15 protein-coding genes are annotated in these 17,904 nt (G+C 65.5%); 11 read left to right on the forward strand and 4 right to left on the reverse strand.

Annotated elements, in window-relative coordinates:
* The first annotated feature begins 65 nt into the window (after positions 1-65).
* Entirely contained in the window at positions 66-965 is a 900-nt protein-coding gene (locus tag J2X19_RS10670) for a diguanylate cyclase domain-containing protein (protein ID WP_310373122.1), read from the forward strand.
* On the opposite strand, the gene xdhB is transcribed toward J2X19_RS10670, so the two are convergent.
* Positions 962-3,289 carry a xanthine dehydrogenase molybdopterin binding subunit gene (xdhB, locus tag J2X19_RS10675; protein ID WP_310373123.1) on the reverse strand — a complete coding sequence of 776 codons (2,328 nt, stop codon included), beginning with the start codon at positions 3,287-3,289 and terminating at the stop codon, positions 962-964. The two genes, J2X19_RS10670 and xdhB, sit on opposite strands and share 4 nt — an antisense overlap.
* The gene (gene xdhA, locus J2X19_RS10680; RefSeq protein WP_310373124.1) at positions 3,286-4,746 is read right to left on the reverse strand and encodes a xanthine dehydrogenase small subunit; all 1,461 of its coding nucleotides are present in this window, start codon (positions 4,744-4,746) and stop codon (positions 3,286-3,288) included. The genes xdhB and xdhA overlap by 4 nt, the downstream gene beginning before the upstream one ends.
* Positions 4,747-4,846: 100 nt before the next feature.
* On the opposite strand from xdhA, the gene J2X19_RS10685 reads away from it, so the two are divergent.
* From J2X19_RS10685 to J2X19_RS10725, 9 genes are all read left to right on the forward strand, one after another.
* Positions 4,847-5,779: a LysR family transcriptional regulator gene (locus J2X19_RS10685; RefSeq protein ID WP_092756462.1), complete on the forward strand. Its 933-nt coding sequence runs from the start codon at positions 4,847-4,849 to the stop codon at positions 5,777-5,779.
* Positions 5,780-5,842: 63 nt separating this feature from the next.
* Positions 5,843-7,396 carry an ABC transporter ATP-binding protein gene (locus J2X19_RS10690; RefSeq protein ID WP_310373127.1) on the forward strand — a complete coding sequence of 518 codons (1,554 nt, stop codon included), beginning with the start codon at positions 5,843-5,845 and terminating at the stop codon, positions 7,394-7,396.
* Positions 7,383-8,444 carry an ABC transporter permease gene (locus J2X19_RS10695; RefSeq protein ID WP_310373129.1) on the forward strand — a complete coding sequence of 354 codons (1,062 nt, stop codon included), beginning with the start codon at positions 7,383-7,385 and terminating at the stop codon, positions 8,442-8,444. Before J2X19_RS10690 ends, J2X19_RS10695 begins: the two co-directional genes overlap by 14 nt.
* Positions 8,444-9,364 (forward strand): ABC transporter permease, encoded by a 921-nt coding sequence (locus J2X19_RS10700; protein ID WP_310374512.1) that lies wholly within the window; start codon positions 8,444-8,446, stop codon positions 9,362-9,364. The genes J2X19_RS10695 and J2X19_RS10700 overlap by 1 nt, the downstream gene beginning before the upstream one ends.
* A gap of 62 nt (positions 9,365-9,426) precedes the next feature.
* Positions 9,427-10,593 carry a BMP family ABC transporter substrate-binding protein gene (locus J2X19_RS10705; RefSeq protein WP_116603846.1) on the forward strand — a complete coding sequence of 389 codons (1,167 nt, stop codon included), beginning with the start codon at positions 9,427-9,429 and terminating at the stop codon, positions 10,591-10,593.
* Positions 10,594-10,799: 206 nt separating this feature from the next.
* Positions 10,800-11,783 (forward strand): aromatic ring-hydroxylating dioxygenase subunit alpha, encoded by a 984-nt coding sequence (locus tag J2X19_RS10710; protein ID WP_310373130.1) that lies wholly within the window; start codon positions 10,800-10,802, stop codon positions 11,781-11,783.
* Entirely contained in the window at positions 11,783-12,829 is a 1,047-nt protein-coding gene (locus tag J2X19_RS10715; RefSeq protein ID WP_310373131.1) for an adenosine deaminase, read from the forward strand. The genes J2X19_RS10710 and J2X19_RS10715 overlap by 1 nt, the downstream gene beginning before the upstream one ends.
* 127 nt (positions 12,830-12,956) lie before the next feature.
* Positions 12,957-14,648 (forward strand): acid phosphatase, encoded by a 1,692-nt coding sequence (gene acpA / locus J2X19_RS10720; protein WP_405048637.1) that lies wholly within the window; start codon positions 12,957-12,959, stop codon positions 14,646-14,648.
* Positions 14,649-14,688: 40 nt separating this feature from the next.
* Positions 14,689-15,522 (forward strand): Rossmann-like and DUF2520 domain-containing protein, encoded by an 834-nt coding sequence (locus J2X19_RS10725; protein ID WP_310373132.1) that lies wholly within the window; start codon positions 14,689-14,691, stop codon positions 15,520-15,522.
* Positions 15,523-15,529: 7 nt separating this feature from the next.
* Here the strand turns inward: J2X19_RS10725 and J2X19_RS10730 are convergent, their stop codons facing one another.
* Entirely contained in the window at positions 15,530-15,874 is a 345-nt protein-coding gene (locus tag J2X19_RS10730; protein WP_310373133.1) for a hypothetical protein, read from the reverse strand.
* Between the two features lie 198 nt (positions 15,875-16,072).
* Between J2X19_RS10730 and J2X19_RS10735 the strand changes: the two genes are divergently transcribed.
* Entirely contained in the window at positions 16,073-16,687 is a 615-nt protein-coding gene (locus J2X19_RS10735; protein WP_310373134.1) for a hypothetical protein, read from the forward strand.
* A gap of 81 nt (positions 16,688-16,768) precedes the next feature.
* Here the strand turns inward: J2X19_RS10735 and J2X19_RS10740 are convergent, their stop codons facing one another.
* Positions 16,769-17,839, reverse strand: coding sequence for a GlxA family transcriptional regulator (locus J2X19_RS10740; protein WP_310373135.1), 1,071 nt, complete (start codon positions 17,837-17,839; stop codon positions 16,769-16,771).
* Positions 17,840-17,904 lie beyond the last annotated feature (65 nt).

Consider the following 17,904-nt stretch of genomic DNA (forward strand, 5'->3'; position numbering starts at 1 on the left):
TTTGTGCGCGGCAGTTCCGTCGGCAAATGCTGCACGCTGGCCGGGTCTTGGTGGGACAATGCTCCATGGACCAGCCCAAAACTTCCCCTAAAACGCCAAGCGGCGATCTGACCTCCTTGGTGGGTGCGCTCGAGCAAAGCCAAAGTGTCAGGGAACGGGTGGAGGCGTGCGCGGACATTCTGGGTTCCGCGAAAAGCGACGTGATGCAAAACCTGGTCAAGGGGGCTGCCGATAAGGCGGTGGGCCTGGCGTTGACCAACATGGAGCAGGTGGAGGGCGAGGTGCAGGATTGCGCCGACGATCTGCACGACGTAAACGATACCCTGGCGCAAGGCGTTGCCGAACTGGCGCGCATGGAGGCGGCGCTGGCAGCTTCCCAGCAGGCGCTGGCGGCATCCGAAGCCGCTTTGCTGGTAGCCCAGGATGCGGAGCAACAGGCCAAACGGGAGGCTATGCACGACGCGGCGACGGGCCTTCCCAACCGCGAGCATTTCAATTCGCGGCTCGTCCATGCGATTGCGCAAGCGCAGCGCCATGGCCTGACCCTGGCCGTGATGTTCTTCGATCTGGACAAGTTCAAAGCCATCAATGATGGCTATGGCCATGCGGCTGGCGACAGCGTTTTGCAGCAGGTTGCCGACCGCTTGCTGGCGCATTGCCGTGCCGAAGACACGGTATGCCGGAACGGCGGCGATGAATTCCTCTACTTGTTGATCCATCCCCAAGGCAGGGAAAACATAGGGCGCATCGCCCAGGCGGTGCGCAGCGCCATCGGCAAGCCGATGGAGGTGGATGGCCAGCAGCTCGCCATCCTTGCCAGCATCGGCATATCCATTTATCCGGACGACGGGGCCTTGCCGGATGAACTGGTGCACCACGCCGATCTGGCGATGTATGTGGCCAAGAAAGCGCAGTCTGGTGTGGCTTTTTTTGCCCACACCCCCGAGAGCCAGTCCACTACCTAAGCAGCGCTGGCCGTCAGCGCCCGCAGCACGTTCTCCGCGGTGGCCGGTGCCGCCAGCTGCACCACCGCGCCGTCGCCCCGTGCGGCGGCAATCGCCTCTTTCATCGCTTCGAACACGCTGATCGCCAGCATGAATGGCGGCTCGCCCACGGCCTTGCTGCCGAACACGTTGTCCTCGCGGTTCGGCTGGTCCCACAGGTCCACCTTGAAGTGCGCGGGGATGTCGCCGGTGGCCGGTATCTTGTAGGTGCTGGGCGCGTGGGTGGACAGCGCGCCCTTGGCGTTCCACACCAGTTGCTCGGTGGTCAGCCAGCCCACGCCCTGGATGAAGCCACCTTCCACCTGGCCGATGTCGATGGCCGGGTTGATGCTGGTGCCAGCGTCGTACAGGATGTCGATCTTCAGCACCCGGCTTTCGCCGGTCAGGGTGTCGATGGCGACCTCGCTGCAGGCAGCGCCGTAGGCGAAGTAGTAGAACGGCCGGCCGGTCAGCGTGGTCTTGTCGTAATGGATCTTGGGCGTGCGGTAGAAGCCGTCGCTCCACAGCTGGATGCGGTTCGCATAGGCCTGCTGCACCAGGCTGGTAAACGGCCGGCTGGCCGTGGGGGTGATCACCTGGCCATTCTGGAAGCGCACCGCGCCGGCGCCGCAGCCGTCCAGGCCGGCGGCAAACTGGGCCAGGTTGTCGCGCACATTGCGGGCCGCATACTGGGCGGCGCGGCCGTTCAGGTCGGTGCCGCTGGAGGCGGCGGTGGCCGAGGCGTTGGGCACCTTGCTGGTGTCGGCGGCGGTGGCCAGCACGCTCTCGAACGGGATGCCCAGCTCATCGGCCACGATCTGCGCCACCTTGGTGTTCAGGCCCTGGCCCATCTCGGTGCCGCCGTGGTTCACCTGCACGCTGCCGTCGGTGTAGACATGCACCAGCGCGCCGGCCTGGTTGAACAGGGTGGCGGTGAAGGAGATGCCGAACTTCACCGGCGTGATGCTGATGCCGCGCTGGATCACCGGGTTCGCCGCGTTCCAGGCCGAAATGGCCTTGCGCCGTTCCTGGTAGTGCGCAGACTGCTCTATTTTTGAGAGTATGGGGTGCAGGATGTTGTCTTCCACCGCCATCTGGTAGTGGGTGGTGTTGCGCTGCGGATTCGGCGTGTCGGCCGCGTCGTACAGGTTGTGCCGGCGCACCTCCAGTGGGTCCAGGCCGAGCTGGCGCGCGATCTCGCTGAGTATGGTTTCAATGACGATCACGCCCTGCGGCCCACCGAAGCCGCGGAAGGCGGTGTGGCTCTGGGTGTGGGTCTTCAGCCGGTACGAACTGATGTCCACATCGGCCAGAAAGTAGGCGTTGTCGGCATGGAACACCGCGCGGTCGGCCACCGGACCGCTGAGGTCGGCGCTGAAGCCGCAGTTGGCCAGCATCAGCAGCTGAAAGCCGCAGATGCGGCCCGCGCCGTCAAAGCCCACGGTGTAGTCGTAGGCGAACGGGTGGCGCTTGCCGGTGATGCTGAAGTCGTCGTCGCGGTCCAGCCGCAGCTTGATCGGGCGGCCCAGCTTGTGGGCGGCGATGGCGGCCCAGACGGCCAGATGCCCGGCCTGGGTTTCCTTGCCGCCAAAGCCGCCGCCCATGCGCCGGCATTCGACCCGCACCGCATGGTTGGCCAGGCCCAGCGCGTGCGCCACCCAGTGCTGCACCTCGCCCGGATGCTGGGTGCTGGAATGGACCAGCCACTGGCCTTGCTCCTGCGGCAGCACGTAGGCGATCTGGCCTTCGAGGTAGAAGTGCTCCTGCCCGCCGACTTCGAGCTGGCCGCTCAGTGTGTGCGGGGCCGCTGCGATGGCCTGGGCCGCATCGCCACGGCGCACGAACACTGGCGGCAGCACATAGCTTTGCGCGGCATAGGCGGCGCGCACATCCAGCAAGGCGGGCAGGGCTTCGATGTCCAGCTTGACGGCACGGGCGGCGGCGCGGGCCTGCATCACCGTGCTGGCCACCACCAGGCCGACCACCTGGCCGATGTGCTGCACCGTGTCGCTGGCGAAGATCGGTTCGTCGTGGGCGAAGGCGGCCAGCACGGTGTCACCCGGGATGTCGCTGGCCAGCACCACGGCCTGCACGCCGGGCATGGCCAGCGCGGCGTGGCTGTCCACGCCCAAGAGCCTGCCGTGGGCCACGGTGGACAGAATGGGCGCGGCGTACAAGGTGCCGCGCACCTCGGGCAGGTCGTCCACGTAATGCGCGTTGCCGCTGACCTGGGCGCGCGCACTCTCGTGCGGCACCGAGCGGCCGGCGGCGCTGCTGGCGAGCTTGAGTTTTTCAGGGGCGTTCATACACAGGCCTCCACGTCAAAATGGGCCAGATTGATCTGCGTCTGGCCTTGGCTTTCCAGCCAGAAGCGCTGCAGCAGATTGCCCAGCACCTCGCTGCGGTAGGCGGCGGAGGCGCGCATGTCGGAGATGGGCTGGAACTCGGCGCGCAGCGCGGCTGCGGCGGCGTGGGCGGTTGCCAGGGTCCAGGGCTGGCCGGTCAGCGCGGCCTCGGTCTGGACTGCGCGCACCGGGGTGGCAGCCACGCCGCCGGCGCCGATGGAGGCGCGGGTGACGCTGCCGTCCGTGATGGTCAGGTTGATCGCCAGGCAGACCGCCGAAATGTCGTCGTCGAAGCGTTTGGAGATCTTGTAGACCCGCATGAAGTCGCCGTTCGGCCGCGGCACTTTGATCCAGGCCAGCACCTCGTCGGCGGCCATCACATTGGTACGGTAGCCGGTGTACAGGTCTTCCAGCGGCAGCTCGCGCGTGCCATGGGTATTTGCCAACACCACGCTGGCCCCGAGTGCGATCAGCAGCGGCATCGAGTCGCCAATCGGCGAGCCATTCGCCACATTGCCGCCCAGCGTGCCCGAGTTGCGCACCGGCAGGCCGGCGAAGCGGCTGGCGAAGTTGTGCAGCTGGGGCCGGTCGGCTACCAGGGCGGTATAGGCGTCGTGCAAAGTGACGGCGGCGCCGATCTGCAGATAGTTGGCATGCGGTTCGATCTGGCGCAGCTCGGCCACCTGGGTGACGTCGAGCACGCGGTCGAAATGCTGGTGCATCTTGGTGACCCAGAGTCCGACATCGGTGCAGCCGGCGACGATTTGCGCGCCGGGGTCGGCGGCGCGGGCGGAGGTCAGCTCGTCCAGGCTGCGCGGAGATTTATAAGCAAAATCGGGCTCCGCCGCAGAGCGGATAAGCGCCAGCTGCTCTAGATGTTGTAGCAAAGCGGCTTCGTCGATGCGCACTGCGGGCAGCTGCTCCATCTGCTGCGCCGCGTCCAGAATCGGCCGGTAGCCGGTGCAGCGGCACAGGTTGCCCGACAGCGCCTCCTGCGCGTCGCTACGGCGGATGGACTGGCCCTGGCAGACGCTGTTCTGGTACATGCCGAACAGGCTCATCACGAAGCCGGGGGTACAAAAGCCGCATTGCGAGCCGTGGCACTGCACCATGGCCTCTTGCGCGGGGTGCAGGCTGCCGTCGGCCTGGGCCAGGTCTTCCACCGTCCACAGCGCCATGCCGTTGACCGAATGGGCCAGGCGGATGCAGCTGTTGATGGCGCGAAAGCGCAGATGGCCGTTCTCGGGCTCGGCCAGCACCACGGTGCAGGCGCCGCAGTCGCCTTCGCCGCAGCCTTCCTTGGTCCCGCAGGCGCCTAAGTCCTCGCGCAGCACCTGCAATAGCGTGCGGTCGGGTGGTACATTGCCCAGCGCCACGGTCTGGCCGCGCCGTATGAAGCGAATGGTTTGGGTCGTCATGGCTTAAAAATTCCTAGTGAGGCAGGGGCGGAGCACAGGGTAAGTTTGTAACAGGCACTCCACATACGCAGCAGCATATGACACGCATCCATACACCTATATGAGAGACCAGACGCTTTTCGACAAGATCGACCTCCATCTCATCAGGGTCTTGCATACCGTGCTTACTGAACGCAGCGTCTCCCGTGCCGCCATCCGCCTGGGCATGACCCAACCGGCGGTGAGCGCGGCCCTGAAGCGGCTGCGCGACTTGGCCGATGACCCTATTTTGGTGCGTTCTGGCTCTGGCATGGTGCCCACCGATGCGGGTTTGCGCATGCTGACGCCTAGCGCCAGCATTCTTCGTGCCGCCGAGGTGCTGTTCAGCGATGTGCGCAGCTTCGAGCCGCAGACCGCGCAAAGCACCTTCCGCGTCGCCGCCAGCGACTACCTCGATCCCTTGTTTCTACCCCAGCTGGTGGCGCGCATCAAGTCCGAGGCGCCGCTGTGCGCGATCGAAATCCACCCCTTGTCCGGCCACCTGGACTACCCCGCGCACCTGGCCCAGGGCGAGCTAGACGTGGTGATCGGCAACTGGAGCCGTCCGCCCGAAGACCTGCACATGGGGCGCTTGTTTGGCGACGAGGTGGTGAGTCTGGTTAGCCTGGAGCACCCGGCGGCGCGCCGCGGCTGGGACCAGGACACCTGGCTGTCGGCCGAGCACATCGCGCCCACGCCCACCCATCCGGGTGCCAAGGGCGTGATCGACGAGCACCTGGAAACCCTGGGCCTGCGCCGCAACATCGTGGCCCGCTGCGCGCATTTCGGCCTGATCCCGGCCATGGTGGCATCGAGCTTGCTGGTGCTGACCACGGGGCGGCAGTACTGCGAGCGCTATGCGGCGCAGCTGCCGGTGAAGATACTGCCGTGTCCGCTGCCGTTTCCCCGCATGATGTATTACCAGCTCTGGCATGCGCGCACCCACACTTCGGCCTCGGGCAAGTGGCTGCGCGCACTCACCAAGTCGGTGGCGGCTTCGCTACGAAAAGCATAGCTGCTCGTGTAATATACGCCTGCGCTAGAAGCATTATTTTTATAAATCGAAGATCCCCAAGCCATGGCCCCAACCCCAGCTCCGCCCAGGTTGCAACTGACCAGCATCACCAAGCGCTACCCCGCGGTGGTGGCCAATAGCGGTGTGTCATTGACGGTGCAGCCCGGCGAAGCCCATGCGGTGCTGGGCGAGAACGGCGCGGGCAAGTCCACGCTGATGAAGATCATCTACGGCTCGGTCAAGCCCGACGAAGGCACGGTGCTGTTCAACGGCCAGCCCGTCCACATCCGCAACCCGCAGGAGGCGAGGGCGCTGGGCATCAGCATGGTGTTCCAGCATTTCAGCCTGTTCGACACCCTGACCGTGGCCGAGAACGTCTGGCTGGGGCTGGACAAAAGCCTGAGCCTGGCCGAGGTCACCCAGCGCATCGTCGCCAAGGCCAGCGCCTACGGCCTGGACATCGACCCGAGCCGCCCGGTGCACACCCTGAGCGTGGGCGAGATGCAGCGGGTCGAAATCATCCGCGCGCTGCTGACCAACCCCAAGCTGCTGATCCTGGACGAGCCGACCTCGGTGCTGACGCCGCAGGCGGTGGAAAAGCTGTTTGTGGTGCTGAAACAGCTTGTCAGCGAAGGCTGCAGCATCCTTTACATCAGCCACAAGCTGCACGAGATCCGCGAACTCTGCACCGCCTGCACCGTGCTGCGTGGCGGCAAGGTCACAGGTGTGTGCAACCCGGCCGAGGAAACCAATGCCTCGCTGAGCCGGCTGATGATCGGCGCCGAGCCGCCGGCGCTGCAGCACCGCGAGGTCAAGACCGGCGCCACCGTATTGAAGGTGCAGGGCCTGCGCCTGCCGCGCGAAGACCAGTTTGGCGTAGACCTGGATGGCATCGACCTGGAGGTGCGGGCCGGCGAGGTGGTGGGCATCGCCGGCGTTTCGGGCAACGGCCAACGCGAGCTGATGTATGCCTTGTCGGGCGAAGACACCCGGGCCGGCGCCAGCATGGTGACGGTATTCGGTAAGCCGGTGGGCCAGCTCGGGCCCAACCAGCGGCGCGCGCTGGGTGTGCACTTCGTGCCCGAAGAGCGGCTGGGCCGCGGCGCCGTGCCCACCATCGGCCTGGCGCACAACCTGATGCTGACGCGCACCAACGCTATCAGCCCCAGCGGCTGGATCAAGGTGCGGGCGCTGCAAACCCAGGCGCTGGGCGTGATCGAGCGCTTCAAGGTCAAGACCGGCGGGCCGAACGCGGCGGCCAAGTCGCTGTCGGGTGGCAACTTGCAGAAGTTCATCGTCGGCCGCGAGATCGACGCCAACCCCAAGCTGCTGATCGTTTCGCAGCCCACCTGGGGCGTGGACGTGGGCGCGGCCGCGCAGATCCGCGGCGAGATTCTGGCCTTGCGCGATGCCGGCTGTGCGGTGCTGGTGGTCAGCGAAGAGCTGGACGAATTGTTTGAAATCTGTGACCGCCTGCACGTGGTGGCCAAGGGGCGGCTGTCGCCCTCGATCCCGCGTGCAGCGGCCACCGTGGCCCAGATTGGAGAATGGATGAGCGGCCTTTGGAATACCCCGAACACCCCGAATGCAGCAGAGGTGGCGCATGCTCAAGCTTGAACCGCGCCCCCAGCCATCCAAGTTCTGGGGCTATGGCTCGCCGATCCTGGCGCTGCTGGTGACGGTGCTGATCGGCGTCATCCTGTTCGTGGCCCTGGGCAAGGACCCGGTCAAGGGCTTGATGGTGTTCTTCTGGGAACCGATCAAAACCCCGTATGCGCTGGGCGAGCTGATGGTCAAGGCCACGCCGCTGCTGATCATCGCGCTGGGGCTGGCGGTGTGCTTCCGCTCGAATGTGTGGAACATCGGCGCCGAGGGCCAGTACCTGATAGGCGCGGTGTTCGCCTCCGGCGTGGCGCTGCTGGCCGACAAGAGCACCGGCGGCTGGATCGTCATTCCCATTCTGCTGGCCGGGGTGCTGGGCGGCATGGTCTGGGGCGGTATCACCGCGCTGCTGCGCGACAAGTTCAACGCCAGCGAGATTCTGGTCAGCCTGATGCTGGTCTACGTGGCCACCATGGTGCTCAGCTACCTGGTCTACGGCCCCTGGAAAGACCCGCTGGGCTACAACTTTCCGCAGACCAAGAACTTCGACGCCGTGACCCAGATCCCGCGCCTGTGGAAGGGCTCGCGGGTCAGCATCGGCTTGCTGATCGCGCTGGCCGGGGTGGCGGTGCTGTGGGTGTTCTTGTTCCGCACCAGGGCCGGCTTTGCCCAGCAGGTGGGCGGGCTGGCGCCGGCGGCGGCGCGCTATGCAGGGTTTTCGTCGCGCAAGGCGCTGTGGATTGCGCTGCTGACCTCCGGCGGCGCGGCCGGCCTGGCCGGCGCGCTGGAAGTCGCCGGGCCGATCGGCCAGCTCACGCCCTATGTGCCGGCGGGCTACGGCTTTGCGGCCATCATCGTGGCCTTTGTCGGGCGGCTGCACCCGGTGGGCATGGTGTTCTCGGCCGTGCTGATGAGCATGTTCTACATCGGCGGTGAGCTCGCGCAGTCGCGCCTGGGCCTGCCCAAATCCCTGACCGGCGTGTTTCAGGGCCTGCTGCTGTTCACCTTGCTGGCCTGCGACACCTTGATCGCTTACCGCGTACGTTTCAGAAAGGCCGCATGATGGATTCGTATGCCTTGTTATTTGCGGCCACGCTGAGCGCCGGTACCGTGCTGGCGCTGGCGGCGCTGGGCCTGTTGGTCAACGAAAAAGCGGGTGTGGTCAATCTGGGCGCTGAGGGCATGATGCTCTGCGCGGCCATCGCCGGCTATGCCACCGTGGTGAATACCGGCAGCGACTGGCTGGGCTTTGCGGCCGGCATCGGTGCGGGCGCGCTGCTGGCGGCGGTGTTCGGGGTACTGGTGATCTGGCTCAACACCAACCAGTACGCCACCGGTCTGGCCTTGAGCCTGTTCGGCGCCGGCTTCTCGGCGTTTGGCGGCATCAGCTATGTGCAGGCCAAGCTGCCCGAGCGCATGCAGTTTTCCATTCCGGTGCTGGGCGACATCCCGCTGGTCGGGCCGGCGCTGTTCCGCCAGCATCCGCTGGTGTATTTTGCGATGGCGCTGGTTGCGGGCTTGATCTGGTTTCTGTACCGCACCCGCAGCGGCCTGGTGCTGCGCTCGGTGGGCGAGTCGCCCGAGTCGGCCCATGCGCTGGGCTACCCGGTGCGGCGCATCCGCTTCCTGGCGGTGGTGGTGGGCGGCGCGCTCTGCGGACTGGCTGGCGCCTATATCTCGCTGGTCTACACGCCGCTGTGGGTCGAGGGCATGGTGGCCGGCAAGGGCTGGATCGCGCTGGCTCTGACCACCTTTGCCACCTGGCGGCCGACCCGGGTGCTGCTGGGCGCCTACCTGTTTGGCGGCGTCACCATGCTGCAGTTCCATTTGCAAAGCGTAGGGGTAGACGTGCCCAGCCAATTGCTGAGCATGCTGCCCTACCTGGCGACCATCGTGGTGCTGGCGCTGATCTCGCGCAACCCGGCGTGGATTCGCATCAACATGCCGGCCTCGCTCGGGAAACCGTTTTATCCCGGTTCATAATCATTTTGTTACGTTCGAATTTTTCCTCGCAATCCCCCCAGAACCCCAGAAAGTGAAATCACATGACTGACCTGAAGAAACGCACCTTGATTCAAATCGCTGCCGCGTCGGCGGTGGCGGCGGCCCTGGCCGGCTGCGGCAAGAAGGAAGAACCCGCGCCAGCACCCGCTGCCGCGCCTGCGGCTTCGGCCCCGGTTGCCGAGGCACCCCCTCCCAAGCCCGAGCCTTTGAAGATTGCGTTTGCCTACGTCGGCCCGGTCGGCGACGGCGGCTGGAGCTTTGCCCACGACAACGGCCGCAAGGCGCTGGAAAAAGAATTCGGCGACAAGATCAGCACCAGCTTTGTGGAAAGCGTGCCCGAATCCGCCGACGCCGAGCGCGTGCTGCGCGACATGGCCAGCAACGGTAACAAGCTGGTCTTCGGCACCACCTTTGGCTACATGGAGTCCATGCTCAAAGTGGCGGCCGACTTCAAGGACGTGAAGTTCGAACACGCCACCGGCTACAAGACCGCCGACAACATGGCCACCTACGACAGCCGTACCTACGAAGGCGCGTACATGGCCGGTGTGATCGCCGGCAAGATGACCAAGTCCAACACTTTGGGCGTGGTCGGCTCGGTGCCAATTCCTGAAGTCATCCGCAACATCAACAGCTTTACGCTGGGCGCGCAAAGCGTGAACCCCAAGATCAAGACCAAGGTGGTCTGGGTCAATGAATGGTTCAGCCCACCCAAGGAAACCGAAGCCGCCACCGCGCTGATCAACGGCGGCGCCGACATCCTGTTCCAGAACACCGACTCGCCCGCCGTGCTGAAGACCGCCGAGAGCAAGGGCAAGCGCGCCTTCGGCTGGGATTCGGACATGACAGCCTACGGCCCCAAGGCCCATCTGGCATCCAGCATCATCAACTGGGGTCCGTACTACATCAAGACCACCAAGGACGCCTTGGATGGCAAGTGGGCCAGCGGCAAGAGCTGGTGGGGCGTGAAGGAAGGCGCGATCGACATCGTGTCCATTGCCGAAGACGTGCCGGCTGAAACCAAGGCCAAGATCGACGAGATCAAGAAGGGCCTGGCCGATGGCAGCTTCGCCATCTGGAAGGGCCCGATCGTGGACCAGGCCGGCAAGGTGGTGGTGGCCAAGGATGCGGTGGCCGATGACGCCTTCCTGGGCGGTGTGAACTTCTACGTCAAGGGCGTGGAAGGCAAGATCCCAGGCGGGAAGTAACACTCACCCCCAGGCTACAGCGCAAGCGCTTTCCGCCAACCCCCTTGCAGGGGGCAACAGCAGCGGACTGGCAAAGCCAGTTCCGCGCTGTTCTGGAAGGGGCTTCGCTGTGCTGGCCATGGGAGGGGAGTCTTATCTTTGAAAGCTGCTCTTCGGGGTGGCTTTTTTATTTGGTCTCGGCATAGTCTTTGCTGAGTGCTGTGAACATGATGGAAAAAACCCTTTGGCATCCGGTGGCTGCGAGCGCTGATCTGGCGCAGCAGCCGCTGGCCGCCACCTTGCTGGAGCAGCCGGTGGTGCTGTGGCGCGACGCCGCCGGCACCGCCCACGCCTGGGCCGACCAGTGTCCGCACCGCGGCGCGCGCTTGTCGCTGGGCCGGGTCTGTGGCGACCGGCTGGAGTGCCCGTACCACGGCTGGCAGTTTGCGGCCTCGGGCCAGTGCGTGCATGTGCCGGCCTTGCCGGACTTCAGCCCGCCCGCGACCCATGTGGTGCGCCGCTTTGCGGCCTGCGAGCGCTATGGCCTGGTCTGGGTGCGGCTGCAGGGCAGTGCCGATCCGCACGACCTGGTGCCGTTTGCTGCCGAGGCCGATAGCCGCTTGCGCAAGATCATTTGCGGCCCGTTCGACGTGGCGACCAGCGCGCCGCGGCTGGTGGAGAATTTTCTGGACATGGCGCATTTCGCCTTTGTGCACGAGGGCTGGCTGGGCAGCCGCGGCGCTGCGTCGATCGACGACTACCGGGTCGACAGCACGCCCAATGGCTTTGTCGCCACGCAGTGCAAGGCCTGGCAGCCGCAGTCCAGCGCGCACGCCACCGCGCCGGCGCAGGTGGAATACAGCTACACGGTGGAGGCGCCGTACGCCGCGGTGCTGACCAAGGTACCCGAGGCGTCCAGCGTCGCGCTGGCCGACTACCGCGAGGCGATTGGCATGTTCATCTGCCCGGTCGGCCCGGAGCAGAGCCGGGTCTGGTTTAGACTGGCTGGACCCGATGGGCCGGCGTCTGACGACAAGCTGCGGGCCTTCCAGCAGACCATCTTCGCGCAGGACCAGCCGGTGCTGGAATCGCAAAGCCCCAAGCGCCTGCCGCTGGACCCGCGGGCCGAGCTGCATACCGCGGCCGACAAGGCCTCTGCCGCCTACCGGCGCTATCTGAAACACCTGGGTATCACTTTTGGAGTCTGCTGATGACCACATCCTTTACCGTACCCGCCATCGCTGCCGAGCGCCTGCCCGAGCTGCTGCGCGGCATGCCCAAGGCCGAGCTGCATATCCACATCGAAGGCTCGCTGGAGCCCGAGCTGATCTTCGCGCTGGCCCAACGCAACCGCGTGGCGATTCCCTACGCCAGCGTCGAAGAGCTGCGCAGCGCCTATGCCTTCAGCAATCTGCAAAGCTTTCTGGACATCTACTACGCGGGTGCCAGCGTGCTGCTGACCGAGCAAGACTTTTACGATATGGCGCACGCCTATCTTGCGCGGGCTGCTACAGATAACGTAGCGCATACAGAAATCTTCTTCGACCCGCAGACGCACACCGCGCGCGGCGTGGCCATCGACACGGTCATCAACGGCCTGCACCGCGCCTGCGTCGATGCGCAAAAGCAGTGGGGGCTGAGCGCGGTGCTGATCCTGTGCTTTCTGCGCCATCTGAGCGAGGAAGACGCGTTTGCCACCTTGGAGCAGGCGCTGCCGCTGCGCGACAAATTCATCGGTGTGGGCCTGGACTCCAGCGAGCTTGGCCACCCGCCGGAGAAGTTCGCCAAGGTCTTCGCCAAATGCCGCAGCCTGGGCCTGCGCCTGGTGGCGCATGCGGGCGAGGAGGGGCCGCCCGCCTATATCTGGAGCGCGCTGGATGTGCTCAAGGTCGAGCGCATCGACCACGGCGTGCAGTCCGTCCACGACGCCTTGCTGATGCAGCGCCTGGCCCAGGACCGCATTCCGTTGACGGTCTGCCCGCTGTCCAACCAGAAGCTGCGCGTGTTCCCCGATCTGGCCGACCATAACCTGGGTGCGCTGCTGGACGCCGGCCTGGTGGCCACCGTCAATTCCGACGACCCCGCCTACTTTGGTGGCTACATCAACGAGAACTTTACCCAGACCTTTGCCGCCACCGGCCTGACGGCCCAGCACGCCTACCAACTGGCGTACAACAGCTTCGAGGGCAGCTTTATCGAGGCCAGCCAGAAGCGGGTTTTCCAGGACCGGCTGCAGGAATACTTCGCGCGTTTCTGACCTTCTGAGAGCGCCTCCGGGCGCCATCTGGCTGCGTTGCTTTACACAGCAGGGTATGTTTTTGTCTCGGCCCTCCCGCTACGATGCTTGGCTGCGATTTCGCCCCGCAAAGCACCAAAGGAACGCCATGACGGACCCCGCGTTAGACAAGTCTTCGCCCGAAGCATCCCATACCCCCAGCCCGCTGCCCGAAGTCAGCCGCCGTCATTTTCTCGGCGGCATGGCCACCGCCGGTGTCAGCGCGTCGCTGGCGGCCTGCGCAACCGACGGACCCATGGCCGGCGCTGCAGCTGGCAGTGCACTGGACCAGGCCTTGCGCAGGAACGTCAAGACCGTGGTGGTGATCTACGGCGAGAACCGCAGTTTCAACAACCTGTTCGCCGACTTCCCCGGTCTGGAAAAGCCGTTGTCTGCACTCAAGCCCGGCGACTTCGCCCAGCGCGACCGCGACGGCAAGCTGCTGGGCAAGCTGCCGCAGACCTGGGGTGGCGTGGTCCAGACGGCTGCCCAGGTGGTGGAAGGCGTGGCCTACGAGCCCGGTAAGCAGTACCAGACCGATTTGTCGAATGCACCCTACGCCATGAAAGGCCCGCAAGGTGAAGCCCTGCCGCTGGGCCTGGTGACGCGCGACCTGGTGCATGCCTTCTTCCACAACCAGATGCAGATCAACGGCGGCAAGAACGACGGCTTTGTGGCCTGGGGCGATGCCGGCGGCATCACCATGGGCTATTACGCCGACACCCGCTACAACCTGCGCCTATGGGACATCGCGCGCGAGTTCGTGCTGTGCGACAACTTCTTCCAGGGCGCGTTCGGCGGCTCCTTCCTGAACCACCAGTATCTGGTCACCGGCACCGTGCCGTTCTATCCCGATGTGATGAACTCGCCGGCCCGTACCCAGGTGGCCAAGCTGCAGAGCAGCGACCCCACCGACTACCGACTTGCGCCGGCCGAAGGCAGCCCGGCCAGTGCCATGGACGGCCCGCCCAAGTTCAGCCCGAATGCGCTGACGCCCGATGGCTATGCCGTCAACACCATGGCGCCGCCGTACTGGCCCACTTGGTCGCGCGACCCGGCCAATCCCGACTATGCCGCGCCGAACCAGCCGCAGGTGCTGGTGCCGCAGGTGCACCACCATATCGGCGACAAGTTGGACCAGAAGGGCGTGGACTGGGCCTGGTACGGCGGCGCCTGGCAGGCCACGCTGGACCAGTTCAAGGACTCGAACGGCATCCCCAAGATCCCGAACTTCCAGTACCACCACCAGCCGTTGAATTACTTCAAGAATCTGGGCCCGGAAAATCCCACGGCGCGCAGCAAGCGCCTGCGCGACGGCGGCCTGGGCGACGAGACGCGCACCAACCGCTTCTTTGCCGACATCGAAGCCGGCAAGCTGCCGCCCGTGACTTTCTACAAACCCCAGGGCAATCTGAACATGCACGCCGGCTATGCCGATGTGACCAGTGGCGACCGGCATATCGCCCACGCCATCAAGCTGCTGGGCGCCAGTCCGCAGTGGGAGAACATGGTGGTGGTCGTCACCGTCGATGAAAACGGCGGTTGGTGGGACCACGTGGCGCCGCCCAAGGGCGACCGCTGGGGACCGGGCACGCGCTTGCCGGCGCTGGTGATTTCACCGTTTGCGCGCAAGGGTACGGTAGACCACACGATTTACGACACCGGCTCCATCCTGCGCCTGATCACCCGTGTGTTCGGCCTGGAAAAGCTCGACGGCCTGAAGCAGCGCGACGACGCGATGCAGGCCCGCGGCCAGCAACCCATGGGCGATATGACCAATGCGCTGAAATTTACCGCCTGAGCCTGCATGCTCCATGCCGGCTGCTGTGTAGCATGGCGGCATGACTACCCGTTTGCTCACCCTGAACCTGGTCGGCGCTGGCCGCGTGGCCCAAACCCTGGCGCGCCTGTGGCAGCAGGCCGGCAGCTTTGCCGTGCAAGACGTGCTGACCACCTCGCTGGCCAGCGCCCAGGCGGCGTGTGCGTCCATAACTGCGGGCCAGGCCGTAGCCTCTTTGCAGACCATGCGCCCGGCCGATGTGTGGATGCTGGCGGTGCCGGACGCGCAGCTGCCGCAGGTAGCGCAGGCCCTGGCCCAGGTCGTGCCACCGGCGTCTGTGGCTTTCCATTGCAGTGGCGCCTTGGGCAGCGCCACGCTGGCTCCCTTGGCCGATCTGGGTTGGCGCACCGCCAGCGCGCACTGCATTCTGAGTTTTGCCACGGTGGACGCAGCCGTGGCCCAGTTCCCCGGCACGGCTTGCGCGCTAGAGGGCGAGCCCGGCGCCTGCGCGCAGCTGCACAGCGCGCTCAGTGCCATCGGTGGGCAGTGCTTTGGCGTGGCCAGCGAGCACAAGCTGCTGTACCACGCCGCCGCGGTGTTCGCCACCAACTTTCTGCCGGTGCTGCAAAGCGTGGCCGAAGATGCCTGGCGCAGCAGCGGCGTGCCAGCTGCGCTGATCCCCGGCCTGCGCGCCACGCTGCTGGCCAATGCGGCGGCCAATATCACCCGGCTGGGGCCGGTAGCGGCGCTGACGGGCCCGGCGGCGCGCGGCGATACCGCGGCCATCGCCCGCCAGGCCCAGGCGGTGAAGGCCTGGGACGCACAAGCGGGTGCGGCCTACGAAGTCTTGAGTGGTTTGGCGTTGCGCCTGGCGGCCCAGCGCGGGGCGGGTTAAGCAGCTATTAGTTGCGCAGCTGCAGACGGAATTCGGTCAGTGGCACGCTGACTTTCTCGTGGGGAATCACCCCGTCTACATTCTGCATGCCGACGAAGAGATTGCCTTTGCTGATCTGCACATGGGTGACCGTGTGGTTATTGCCCTTGTACTGCACGGTAGCACCTCGTTTGTAGATGGCCATCCAGATGCAACGCACCGGCGGCTCGGTGTCGGACTGGGGTGCAGGCACTGTTGCTGGCACCGATGCTGCGACCGGAGTCGGAGCCGCGGCAGTTGCCGGTGCCGGTGCTGGCGCAGCAGTCGCAGCACTGGCCGGCGCATCAAACAGGTCGTCAAAATCGTCACTCAACGGCGGCTTTCCAGTGGGATGGATAGGCTAAGGCCAGCATCCATCAATACGGGGGAAGAAGTGAAAGAACAAGCATTCTGCGATGTGCAGTCATCCAGCGGAACGCGTAAGCAATTGTATTCGTCGGCGCGCCCGCCACCTGTGGTTTTGCTGCGATACCCCTGCGATCCGTGCTTCCGTGGAACAATCCACACTACCATGAGCCATACCGCCTACCTGCTGCCCGTTGTTGCCGTCTTTGGACTGTGGCTGACCCCACCGGCGCAGGCCCAGTTGCCCGCGCGCGACCTGACGGTTGAGCTGCGGCAGATCGACGATGGCGGCGGATATACCGCCAGTACCCAGCCCAGCACCGCCCCCGTGGCGCCGCAGCAGGTGCAGGTGCGCAATGGCGAGGCTGCCACTCTCAGCATGGGCCAGAACATGCCGATCCGCTGGGTCCAATCGGTGGGCGGGCAGAGCCGCCAGCGCAGCTCGGGTACGGGCTCGGCATCCAGCAGTGGTGGCGGTGTCGGCTACGGCATGGTCTGGATGCAGTCCGGCCAGAGCCTGCGCGTGCAGCCACGCTGGCCCGGCGGCAAACAGGCGGTGGCGGTGCAGATCGATCTGCAGGCTGCCAGCGTCGCCGCCCCCACGGGCAATGCCGAGCTGCCCAGCCAGGAGCGCAGCCAGTTCAGCACCACCGTCAGTGCACCGCTGGGCCAGTGGGTCACGGTGGCGGCCAGCGGCAGCCAGCCGGCGGCAGGCAGCTATAGCAGCGAGGCCGCGGTAGACAGCCGGCGGCTGGTGCAGATACGGGTGTCGGCACGCTAAAGGTTTTTGCTATCTATTTGGTAGCTTGTGCCGCAGGTGAAATAAGCGCCAGAGCCACTTTTTCTATAAAACTGCCTGGCTTCAAGCCGCCAGTACCGCGCGGCGCAGCCGCCCCGGTGCCACGCCGTACAGCTGCTGGAAATGCCGGATGAAATGCGAGGCGTCGGCAAAGCCGCATTCATAGGCAATCGCACTGACGGGCGAGTCGGATGTGGTCAGCAGCCAGCGGCCGTATTTGAGGCGTGAGTTGCGGTAGAACTCGGACGGCGACGCACCGGTCTCGGCCATGAAAACCCGCTCCAACTGGCGGCTGCTGGTCTCCACCAGGCGGGCGATCACCGCGATCTCCAGCGGCGTGGTGATGTTCTTTTCCATCAGCATGATGGCCTGGCGCAGCTTGTCGTTCTCCGTTGACGCATAGCCCAGCGCATGCCGGCGAGTGACATGCGTGGACGAGCGCTGCGACACCGTCATCTGGTGCACTACCTTGGCCGCGCGGTCCGGGCCGCAGTGGCGGCGGATCAGCTCGGTGGCCAGCTCGATGATGGAGATGCCGCCGGCGCAGGTAATGCGGTCGCCGTCGAACAGGTAGTCGGCATTCGTCGCAAACGCCTGGGTCGGGAACATCTTTTTCCAGTCGTTCACATGGAAGGGGTGCACGCAGGCCACCTTGCCCTGCAGCAGCCCGGCCTGGGCCAGCGCGAAGCTGCCGGTGCAGATGCCAACCAGCGGCGTGCCGGCTGCAGCCACTTCTTGCAGAAAGCTGGTGTAGCGCCGGTCGACTTTGTCCATAAAGGGCAGCAGCCCGCCGATCACCGCCACGTAGTCGAACTGGTGCTGGCTCGATAGCGACTGCTGCACAGGAATTTCCACGCCGCAGCTGGCCTGGATAGGCTGGTCGGGCACGCCCAGCACCGTCCAGGTGCAGCGTACCTGCCGGCTCTGGTCGCCTATGTCGGCTGCGTGCCGCAGCGCATCGCACAGGCCGGCCAGCGACAGCAGAGGAAAGCGCGGCCAGAGCAGGATGCCGATGCGCAGCTCCACGCCCGATGGGTTCAGCGGCGGACGTTCCTTCGAGGCGTCCAGCAGGCCGACCAGTTCGTTCGCGCCTTGCTTGGCCAGGGGCTTAGGGGTTTTTACCGTATGTCGCATACGTTCAATTTACAGGCAAGCGCTTCCTATGCCAAGTGGGGGGTGATTTTGAACAATGGCTTCAC

It is taken from the genome of Rhodoferax ferrireducens (assembly GCF_031458075.1).
Taxonomy (GTDB): domain Bacteria; phylum Pseudomonadota; class Gammaproteobacteria; order Burkholderiales; family Burkholderiaceae_C; genus Rhodoferax_B; species Rhodoferax_B ferrireducens_A.

Coding starts and splice junctions, on each gene's coding strand:
- J2X19_RS10670 (WP_310373122.1), top strand. CDS start 66: ATGGACCAGCCCAAAACTTCCCCTAAAACGCCAAGCGGCGATCTGACC.
- xdhB (WP_310373123.1), bottom strand. CDS start 3,289: ATGAACGCCCCTGAAAAACTCAAGCTCGCCAGCAGCGCCGCCGGCCGC.
- xdhA (WP_310373124.1), bottom strand. CDS start 4,746: ATGACGACCCAAACCATTCGCTTCATACGGCGCGGCCAGACCGTGGCG.
- J2X19_RS10685 (WP_092756462.1), top strand. CDS start 4,847: ATGAGAGACCAGACGCTTTTCGACAAGATCGACCTCCATCTCATCAGG.
- J2X19_RS10690 (WP_310373127.1), top strand. CDS start 5,843: ATGGCCCCAACCCCAGCTCCGCCCAGGTTGCAACTGACCAGCATCACC.
- J2X19_RS10695 (WP_310373129.1), top strand. CDS start 7,383: ATGCTCAAGCTTGAACCGCGCCCCCAGCCATCCAAGTTCTGGGGCTAT.
- J2X19_RS10700 (WP_310374512.1), top strand. CDS start 8,444: ATGGATTCGTATGCCTTGTTATTTGCGGCCACGCTGAGCGCCGGTACC.
- J2X19_RS10705 (WP_116603846.1), top strand. CDS start 9,427: ATGACTGACCTGAAGAAACGCACCTTGATTCAAATCGCTGCCGCGTCG.
- J2X19_RS10710 (WP_310373130.1), top strand. CDS start 10,800: ATGATGGAAAAAACCCTTTGGCATCCGGTGGCTGCGAGCGCTGATCTG.
- J2X19_RS10715 (WP_310373131.1), top strand. CDS start 11,783: ATGACCACATCCTTTACCGTACCCGCCATCGCTGCCGAGCGCCTGCCC.
- acpA (WP_405048637.1), top strand. CDS start 12,957: ATGACGGACCCCGCGTTAGACAAGTCTTCGCCCGAAGCATCCCATACC.
- J2X19_RS10725 (WP_310373132.1), top strand. CDS start 14,689: ATGACTACCCGTTTGCTCACCCTGAACCTGGTCGGCGCTGGCCGCGTG.
- J2X19_RS10735 (WP_310373134.1), top strand. CDS start 16,073: ATGAGCCATACCGCCTACCTGCTGCCCGTTGTTGCCGTCTTTGGACTG.
- J2X19_RS10740 (WP_310373135.1), bottom strand. CDS start 17,839: ATGCGACATACGGTAAAAACCCCTAAGCCCCTGGCCAAGCAAGGCGCG.